Annotated in this window: 7 protein-coding genes; all 7 read left to right on the plus strand. The window is 60.0% G+C overall.

Annotated elements, in window-relative coordinates; all coding sequences use genetic code 11:
• Positions 1-591: hypothetical protein (locus tag Q0331_RS05920; protein WP_298075531.1), on the plus strand; the 591-nt coding region annotated here is incomplete at its 5' end.
• Positions 588-989 (plus strand): ImmA/IrrE family metallo-endopeptidase, encoded by a 402-nt coding sequence (locus tag Q0331_RS05925; RefSeq protein WP_298075532.1) that lies wholly within the window; start codon positions 588-590, stop codon positions 987-989. The genes Q0331_RS05920 and Q0331_RS05925, both read left to right, overlap by 4 nt.
• Positions 986-2,077, plus strand: a complete 1,092-nt coding sequence (locus Q0331_RS05930; protein WP_298075533.1) for a type I restriction enzyme HsdR N-terminal domain-containing protein — start codon at positions 986-988, stop codon at positions 2,075-2,077. Before Q0331_RS05925 ends, Q0331_RS05930 begins: the two co-directional genes overlap by 4 nt.
• 96 nt (positions 2,078-2,173) lie before the next feature.
• Entirely contained in the window at positions 2,174-3,268 is a 1,095-nt protein-coding gene (locus Q0331_RS05935; protein WP_298075534.1) for a site-specific integrase, read from the plus strand.
• A 126-nt stretch (positions 3,269-3,394) separates the two neighbouring features.
• Positions 3,395-4,777, plus strand: coding sequence for an MFS transporter (locus Q0331_RS05940; RefSeq protein ID WP_298075535.1), 1,383 nt, complete (start codon positions 3,395-3,397; stop codon positions 4,775-4,777).
• Positions 4,778-4,919: 142 nt separating this feature from the next.
• Positions 4,920-6,383 carry a bifunctional UDP-N-acetylglucosamine diphosphorylase/glucosamine-1-phosphate N-acetyltransferase GlmU gene (glmU, locus tag Q0331_RS05945; protein WP_298075536.1) on the plus strand — a complete coding sequence of 488 codons (1,464 nt, stop codon included), beginning with the start codon at positions 4,920-4,922 and terminating at the stop codon, positions 6,381-6,383.
• 150 nt (positions 6,384-6,533) lie between these two features.
• Positions 6,534-7,077: ribose-phosphate diphosphokinase (gene prs / locus Q0331_RS05950; protein WP_298075537.1), on the plus strand; the 544-nt coding region annotated here is incomplete at its 3' end.

Raw genomic sequence — 7,077 nt, forward strand, 5'->3', positions numbered from 1 at the left:
CACCAGCACAATCACACATCAAGCAATAACGGAAGGTATGGTATGCATCATGACAACAATGAACCCCAGCACCAAACGCCGGGCGTTCCTGACGGGAATCGGAAGCATCCTGGATCTGAGGGGCGTCGCGACGTACCACCGCATCCAGAACCTCATGCCCCCACCGGCACCCCGCAGAACCTTCCAACAGGTGAGCCACTCTACGGGACAGCAGTTCCAGCAAACGTTAGCTTCAGCGCACAACTCGTCCAACAACAGCTAAACCAGAACTACCCTGATCCCGACACATCAGCGGAACTTCGTGAAAAAGCCCCTGAGGTATACGAAGCATGGTTGCAAACCACCCGCCAAACGATCGAAACCGACAACTACGTTCGCAAGGCAGAAGTTGATAACCCTCGGAAAATGGCTACTCGAGGGCTCATAGTCGGCGCAATTGTCGTACTTGCGCTTTTCGCTCTAGCAGCCTACGCCACTTACCTGCGCCAACAATGGCTAGCAGGGTTCCTCGTCACGATTGATGTTGTTCTCTTGGCAAGTATCTTCACTGGCAATACCGCGCCAAAGAAGAGCGACGGAGGTAGTTCATGACCTCGATCCATGACCTGCACGACATTGCCAAGCTACTGGGCGTGGAGCTGCGACACCACAACGGCCTTCCCAAAGGCTGGTACTCCCCCAGCCGCCGCGTGATCTCCACCATGCGCGACATGGCCGTATGGGACTACAAGACCACTCTCGCCCACGAGCTAGGCCACGCCGTGTATAACGACCAGAAAACCGGCAACAAGAACTTCGACCGACGCCAAGAAGCGCGGGCAGACAGGTTCGCCGCGAAACTCCTCATCAACGATGACGAACTGCGGCACCTCGCCCCATGGCACGGCAACGACTTCCACAGCCTCGCCATCGACCTCGAGGTCACACCCCACATCCTCGAGGTCTACCTCAAACAACACCCCAACGTCCTGAAAGAAATAGCAGCATGAGTATCGACCAATCCATCTACGCCCTCGCATCCAAGGTTCGCGAGCTTAAACCAATCATCGAAACAGAGGAAGCAACCAAAACGGCCTTCATCATCCCCTTCATTTCAACAGTCCTAGGCTACGACGTCACAGACCCCCGTGAGGTCATCCCCGAATACACCGCCGACATCGGTATCAAGAAGGGTGAAAAGGTCGACTTCGCCATTAAATCTGGCGACGACTTCCGATTCCTCATCGAATGTAAAAAGATCGGCGAGCCCCTCAGCCTCAACCATGCGAATCAGCTCATCCGCTATTTCAACGTGACCGACACAGAGTTCGCGATCCTAACAAACGGCGAAGTGTACGAGTTTTATGCTCAGCTCGACGCTGCGAATCGAATGGACGAAAAACCATTCATGACGCTGAACCTCTCCAACGTCGACGCGCGGATTTTCCCCCATCTCGAGATGTGCACCAAGTCCCGCTTCGACTCCGAGACCATTGCAGCAAGTGCAGAGCAACTGAAGTATGTTGCGGAAATCAAAAAGGTATTGTCGTCGCAATTCAAGACACCTGACGCTGACTGGGTGCGATCTCTTGCCGCTCGTGTCACTACCCGTCGCATGACAGCACAAAACCTGGAGACATTCACAAAGCTCGTCACCACAGCACAGAGCCAGTTCCTCAAGGATGAAGCGAACCGTAGGCTGCAAGATGCTCAAAATCTCGATGAACCAAAGGAGGTTGCCACGGTTGCTGCTGAGGCACCGACCGAACCCCAGGAAGAAATCGCTGTTGCCGATGACGGCATCGTGACGACTGAGGAGGAAATCCAGGCGTTTAATATCATTCGGGCTATCTGCTGCGCAGAGGTTCCCGCAGAAGATATCGACATGCGTGACGCCAAGTCCTACTGTGCAGTTCTTTACCAGGACAACAACCGTAAGCCCATTGCCCGGTTGTGGATGGATCGCAAAGTGCCTCGAATCGTGATCTTCGATGCCGACAAGAACGAACACCAATTTGATCTATCTGGAGTGACCGATATCTATCAGCATGCGGAACTTATCCGCAAGCGGTGCCGCGCATTGCGCGACATGCAGTAGAAAACGGCAGCGCCTCGGTTCCCCTGCCAAACCAAAGTCAAGGAGAACCGAGGCAACAATGTCAGCAGCGCAAATACCGACAAGGAACAATCTAGCATGGCTTCCATCAGAAAGTACGCCACGAAAAACGGGCACATGTGGCGAGTCCAATACCGCTCCCCAGACGGAAGGAACCGAACGAAACAAGGGTTCCCCACCAAAGCCAAAGCTCAAGCATGGGCAGACAAAAACGCCGTCAGCATTAACGATGGAAGCTGGCTGGACCCGACGGGCGGAAAGCTCACCATCAACGACCTCGCCACTACGTGGCTAGCCACACGTAGTCACCTCAAACCCTCCACCAAAGAGATGTACACACAGGTCTGGAACGGCACCGTGAAACCATACTGGGGAAGCTGCCGGGTCACGTCCATACGCCCGTCAATGGTGCAGCAGTGGGTTAGCGAATCGACCTATTCCGCATCCTGGACTCGCCACGCACACAACGTGCTCTCCCAGATACTACAAATCGCCGTGAACGATAACCTCATCGCGCGAAACCCCGCACGCGGAGTGAACCTCCCCCGGCGCTCACCAGGCGTGAACGTGTACCTGACGATGACACAGCTTCGGGAGCTAGCCGCCCTTTGTGGTGACCGTGAAGACTTGGTGCTGCTATTGGGGACTGTTGGTCTGCGGTGGGGTGAGGCTGTGGCGCTTCGTCCGATGGATATCGATTTCACTGCAGGCCGTATTTCCATTTCGAGAAACGCGGCAAAGACTGGCAATACGGTCACGCTGGGGACGCCTAAGACGCATAAGGCGCGCTCTGTGGCGGTTTCTCGATTCGTGTTGGACAAGCTTGCTGCCCGTGCCAATAACTGTGCGTCGGATGCGCTGCTGTGGACGAATACTAAGGGTGGGTTCCTTATGGCTCCGGGGCATGATTCTTGGTTCTTCTCGGCAGTGAAGAAATGCCAAAGTGTCGATGATTCATTCCCGCGTGTGACGGTGCACGGTCTGCGTCATGTCGCTGCGGGTTTGCTGGTGCAGGCTGGGGCGAACGTTAAACTCGTCTCCGCGCAGCTTGGGCATGCGTCCACGTCGGAGACGTTGAACCGGTATGCCGGGCTCTTCGATGACGGTCTTGACGAGATCGCTGCGGTCATGGATCGCGAGCTCGCTGGTGTAAGACATCTCAAGGCCGTGTAGTGTTTGTCGTGGAATTGTCGTGGATTGACCATCAGGCATATGGTTTAAGCTGGTCAGACACGGATTACTACTAGGTTCGAGTCCTGGTGGGAGAGCTTTTTCATTTGGAAGGGTGGGGGGCGATACATGTCCGGCAAGTCCAACACAGAATCCAGCAAGTTCTGGCACACATTCACCACGAAGTTCATCGGCACGCCACCCGAGAGCGACCTGAAGCACGTCGAGGAAAACGCAGGCCGCTATTCCCTGGGCTTCGGCACACAAAACATCGGCGATCAGATCGTTTCCGCTAAGACGGTTCTGCCGTGGTTCCTGTCAGTCGTCGCCGCCCCGGCGTGGATCATTCCGCTGCTGGTGCCGATCCGCGAGTCCGGTTCGATGCTGCCGCAGGCCCTGTTCCGCCCGTGGCTGCAGACGAAGACCTCGCGACTGGGTTTCATGCTTGTCGGCACGCTCGGCCAGGCGCTGGCCTGTGCGATCATGGTCGCCGCCGCGCTTCTGACCGACGGGCTGCTGGCCGGATTGATCATCCTGTTCGCCCTCGCCTTGCTGTCCACCTGCCGCTCTTTGGTTTCACTGACCAGTAAGGACATCGCGGGGCGCACGGTCCCCAAGGGTTTCCGCGGGCGGCTGACTGGCTTCGCCACCACCTTGTCCGGCGCGGTGGCGATCCTGGTGGGTGTGGCCATTCAGGCCGCCCGGGGCGAGCTCACCCCTACCCTCTTCGCAATTCTCTTCGCCATCGCCACCGCAGCCTGGCTGGCCAGCGCATGGCTCTTTAAGGGGATCCGTGAGGGCGTCACTAAACAAGAACAAAAAGAGCTACCACAAGGCACGAACTACCTACGCGATGTGTTCGACGACATCGTGGATCTCGTGCGTTCTGACCGCGACTTTAGGCGCTTCGTGCTGGTCCGTTCGCTGTTGCTGGCCTCCGCGCTGTCGCCGACGTTCCTGGTGACGATGGCGAACCAGCAGAGCGTGACGGAGGAGTCCTCGCTGGCCAGCGCCATCTTCACGGGCCTGGGAACGTTCGTGATCGCCTCCGGCGTGGCCTCACTGCTCGCGGGCAGGATCTCCGGCCTACTGTCCGACGTGAGCTCCCGCAACACCCTGTCCGGCGCCGCACTGCTAGCGACGATCGTCCTGATCATCACCGTGGCACTGGGCTACGCTTCTTCGCTTAATGACGCCCATGCGTGGACCACCGCCCTGGTGTGGTGGCTGCCCATCGCGTTCTTCATCATCTCGCTTGCCCACGCCGCGATTAGGGTCGCCCGCTCCACCTACATCGTGGACATGGCAGAGGGCACGCAACGCACCCGCTACGTATCGGTGGCAAACACCCTGATGGGCGTGTTGCTTCTGATCGTGGGTGCGCTGACCAGTGTGTTGGCACTGGCTTCCCCCGAGGTTGCACTAGCTGCGCTGGCGCTTTTCGGGCTGCTGGGCGCCGCGCTGTCGAAGACCCTGCCGGAAGTATCGGTGGGCAAAAACAAGATTTCCTAAACGCCCGCGGGCGCCCCTCCCCGACCCGGCGGCCAAGCGGCGCTATGCTGGTATTCGCTTTTAACCGGAAGTAAGGAATGCCAACAACGTGACTGATGCTGCTCAGAATCCCGAAGCTCGACCAAAGGACCAAGACAAGCCTGTGGCAGTGATCGTACTGGCCGCAGGGGCGGGCACGCGGATGAAGTCCGCAACCCAAAAGACCCTACACTCCATTGGCGGGCGCACCCTGCTTTCCCACAGCTTGCACGCTGCCGCGGGCATCGACCCCGCCCGCATCGTGGCTGTTATCGGCCACGGACGCGAGCAGGTCGGCCCGGCGGTGGAAGAGGTAGCCGAGCAGCTGGGGCGCAGCATCGACACGGCGATCCAGGAGGAGCAGAACGGCACCGGCCACGCCGTGCAGTGCGCAATGGAGGAGCTGGAAGGCTTCGAAGGCACCGTAGTGGTCACCAACGCGGACGTGCCGCTGCTGTCCCCGGAGACCCTGCAGGAACTTACTGCCACCCACGACGGGGCGAGCGTTACCGTGCTCTCCGTCAACCAGGACAACCCCACCGGCTACGGTCGCATCCTGCGCACCAACGACGGCATGGTTACCGCCATCGTGGAGGAAAAGGACGCGACGGAAAAGCAGAAGGCAATCACCGAGGTTAACTCCGGCGTGTTCGCCTTCGACGCGGCCATCCTGCGCGATGGCCTGGCGCAGCTGAACACGGATAACGCCCAGGGCGAGCTGTACCTGACGGACGTGCTGAGCATCGCCCGCCGGGCGGGGCACCCCGTTCGGGCCCACATTGCCGCCGACGCGGCGGAACTCGCGGGCGTCAACGACCGTGTACAGCTTGCCGCCGCCGGCGCTGAACTCAACCGCCGCACCGTGACCGCCGCGATGCGGGGCGGGGCCACCGTCGTAGACCCGGCGACGACCTGGATCGACGTAGACGTGCAGGTCGGCCAGGACGTCACCATCCTGCCGGGAACGCAGCTGCTGGGCAACACCACCATCGGCGATAACGCGCAGATCGGGCCGGATACCACTCTGGAAAACGTCACGGTCGGCGAAGGCGCGCAGGTGGTGCGCACCCACGGCTTCGATTCCACCATCGGCCCGCGCGCCGAAGTAGGCCCCTTCACCTACGTCCGCCCCGGCACGGTGCTGGGCGAAGAGGGCAAGCTCGGCGGCTTCGTCGAGGCGAAGAAGGCGAACATCGGTCGCGGCTCGAAGGTCCCGCACCTGACCTACGTCGGCGATGCAACGATCGGCGAGTACTCCAACATCGGCGCCTCCAGCGTGTTCGTGAACTACGACGGTGTGAACAAGCACCACACCACCGTGGGCTCTCACGTGCGCACCGGATCCGATTCGATGTTCATCGCCCCGGTCGTCGTGGGCGATGGTGCCTACTCTGGCGCCGGCACCGTCATCAAGGAAGACGTGCCGCCGGGCGCGCTGGTGGTATCCGGCGGCAAGCAGCGCAACGTCGAGGGCTGGGTGGCTAAGAAGCGCCCCGGAACCCCGGCGGCGGAGGCCGGCGAGGCCGCAGCCAAGCGCGTGGCGGAGGGCGGTTCCCCAACGTCCACACCGCAGGCAGACCAGAAGTAGCGCACGGAAGCTACGCTGGTTTTTGTTGATATGTCTGGGCTCGCCCTAAAATAGGGAGCGCCTTAACAAAAATGAATAGTCCAGCTCTTCGACCGGAAGGTTAAAGCACAAGTGTCCACCACCCACTGGATCGACAATCAAAAGAACCTGATGCTGTTTAGCGGCAGGGCTCATCCGGAATTGGGGGAGGCTGTTGCCCGCGAACTGGGCATCGAGGTCACTCCGACCACCGCCCGCGACTTCGCTAACGGCGAGATCTTCGTCCGCTTCGAAGAGTCCGTCCGCGGTTCCGATGCCTTTGTACTGCAGTCCCACCCGCAGCCGCTGAATAACTGGCTGATGGAGCAGCTGATCATGATCGATGCTCTGAAGCGTGGCTCCGCCAAGCGCATCACCGCGATCCTGCCTTTCTACCCCTACGCCCGCCAGGACAAGAAGCACCGCGGCCGCGAGCCGATCTCCGCCCGCCTGATCGCGGACCTGCTCACCGCCGCCGGCGCGGACCGCATCGTCTCGGTGGACCTGCACACGGACCAGATCCAGGGCTTCTTCGACGGCCCGGTCGACCACATGCACGCACAGCCGATCCTGGTGGACTACATCAAGTCCAAGTACCCGCTGGACAACCTCGTGGTTGTCTCGCCCGACGCAGGTCGCGTGAAGACGGCGGAGAAGTGGGCCAACGCGATGGGCG

The organism is uncultured Corynebacterium sp., from assembly GCF_937999985.1.
In the GTDB taxonomy this organism is placed as follows: domain Bacteria; phylum Actinomycetota; class Actinomycetes; order Mycobacteriales; family Mycobacteriaceae; genus Corynebacterium.

Coding starts and splice junctions, on each gene's coding strand:
- Q0331_RS05930 (WP_298075533.1), top strand. CDS start 986: ATGAGTATCGACCAATCCATCTACGCCCTCGCATCCAAGGTTCGCGAG.
- Q0331_RS05925 (WP_298075532.1), top strand. CDS start 588: ATGACCTCGATCCATGACCTGCACGACATTGCCAAGCTACTGGGCGTG.
- Q0331_RS05940 (WP_298075535.1), top strand. CDS start 3,395: ATGTCCGGCAAGTCCAACACAGAATCCAGCAAGTTCTGGCACACATTC.
- Q0331_RS05935 (WP_298075534.1), top strand. CDS start 2,174: ATGGCTTCCATCAGAAAGTACGCCACGAAAAACGGGCACATGTGGCGA.